The 1986-nt window shown below is 39.0% G+C and carries 1 protein-coding gene; it reads right to left on the bottom strand.

Features of this window, described 5'->3' with window-relative positions:
• The coding region (locus tag DNJ77_RS09795; protein WP_157966681.1) for an RHS repeat domain-containing protein at positions 1-1986 on the bottom strand (1986 nt) is incomplete at both ends.

Here is a 1986-nt window from a genome sequence, read left to right on the forward strand (position 1 = left end):
TCATACAGTCCAGTTGGATCAATCACATTAACTGGGTTATTGCTCGCATAGGCATAAGGGTGTACATTTCCACCTGCTAAAATATCTAAAGCATCAGGCTGTAAATATCCACCAAGCTTAGGGTGAAAGTAACGTGCATTGTTGTAATAAAGCCCACTTTCTTCGTCATAATACTGCCCCGCAAATCTTAAATTTTGCGTGATGTTATGAAATGTTTCCTTAATCTCATAGCCTTGACTATCTGCCTGCCATTGAATCTGTCCTTTTATATCAAACAGTAGGTTTGGGGTGCCTACAGCGTCATTGATAAAATAATAAACCTCATCATTGGTTATCTGAGCCAATGGTTTGCCATCAAGATAGATAATATCAGTGATTTGATTATCGGTAATGATTTCAATTAATCGCCCTTCAATATCGTAGATAAATACCGTTTCTTTACCATGAATAACCTTTGTAATCCGTTGACCATAACCATTGTACTGATATTCAGCGATAAGCTGATTGTTTTCCTCAATCCGTTCAATCTGGTTTAGCACATCATAGTGTAAAGTTAAGCTATCTATCTGGGTAATATTGCCATTGGCATCTTTATTAAAACTGTTAAGCGCCTCTACCGCATTTTCTCCGATTAAAAAACCTGAGTTATCATAATCAAATGATCGCTTTATAACTGGCGATTCTATAGTCTTTAAGCGGTTGAATTCATCATAAGTATAGGCTTTGTTTTGTGTTGGGTTATTTGTGTGATTGACTTGTGTTATATAACCGTTGTTATCATAATCATAAAAGGTTTGAGTAATGTTCTGCACAGACTGATGTGTTAATTGATATAGCAGATCAAACTCACGTTTTAACGCCAAGCCATTGCCAAAGGTTAATGATGATAAAGGACCAAAGGGAAGATGTTTTATATTATCTGCAAGCGTTTGCTCAATACTGCCAATCTTAGTTATTGCACTTACTTTGCTTACCTCCCCCAAATGGTTATAGGCATAAGCTACTTGCAAGCCGCTGGGGTAAGTAACTGAGGTTATCTGATTATCTTTGTTGTAAGTATAACTGGTAGCGTAGCTATGGTTATTAATGGTTGATGTTTGGGTTAAAACATTGCCAAGCGCATCATACGCATTAGCTAAAGTATTAGCACTTGCAGCATGCCATCGTGTGAGTGATGTTAATCGACCTTTACCATAATTGCCTTTATCGTAAACATAGGTAAGTAGTGGCTGTTGATTGACCCTAACCTCCGTTAGTCGATTAAGAACATCATAGCGATAATCAAACCGCTGACCCTTCGCATCTTCCTTCCTAACCAGCTGCCCTCCACCATTGTATTGAAGTTTTATTTGACCTCTGATCGAATCATCAATGTCTGTCTTTTCTCCCCAGGGGTTGTATCGATAACTGGTTTTCATCCCATCGTGTTGAACATCTGTGATATTGCCCACTAGGTCTTTTGTTAGCTTAACTTTATGCCGTAACCTTGTACCCTGCGGGCTTTGATAAACCACCTGACCTGAAGCATCATGAATGGTCGTTAATAACTCACCTGACACATCTTTGTCATATCGAAGCACATTATTGGCACCATCGGTGATTGAGCTTATCACATCCTCAGCGGTTTTTTGATAACGTAGCGTTACCTGCTCTGGAGTCGTAACACTCACAAGATGTTGATGCTCATCATAACCATATGTCGTTGTCGCATGATTGACCGTAACGGATAAAGGCAATAACGGCAGTTCATTGTTATCCTTATCCTGATAGGTTAGCGTGGTTATTACACCATTTTCATCCGTAGACTGTAATACCTGACCGTCATGGTTTCTTTTATCAATGGTGGCAACATGTGCCAGTTCATTGGTTATTTTGTGCAAATAACCGTGTTTATCATATTGATATCTCATCACAGTATCACTGCTGTTGTAAGGCGCTTGAACCGTAGCGGGAATAAAATGCTGATCATTCAGATACGTATAACGC

The sequence above is a fragment of the Fastidiosibacter lacustris genome, from assembly GCF_003428155.1.
GTDB classification, from domain to species: Bacteria; Pseudomonadota; Gammaproteobacteria; order Francisellales; family Francisellaceae; genus Caedibacter; species Caedibacter lacustris.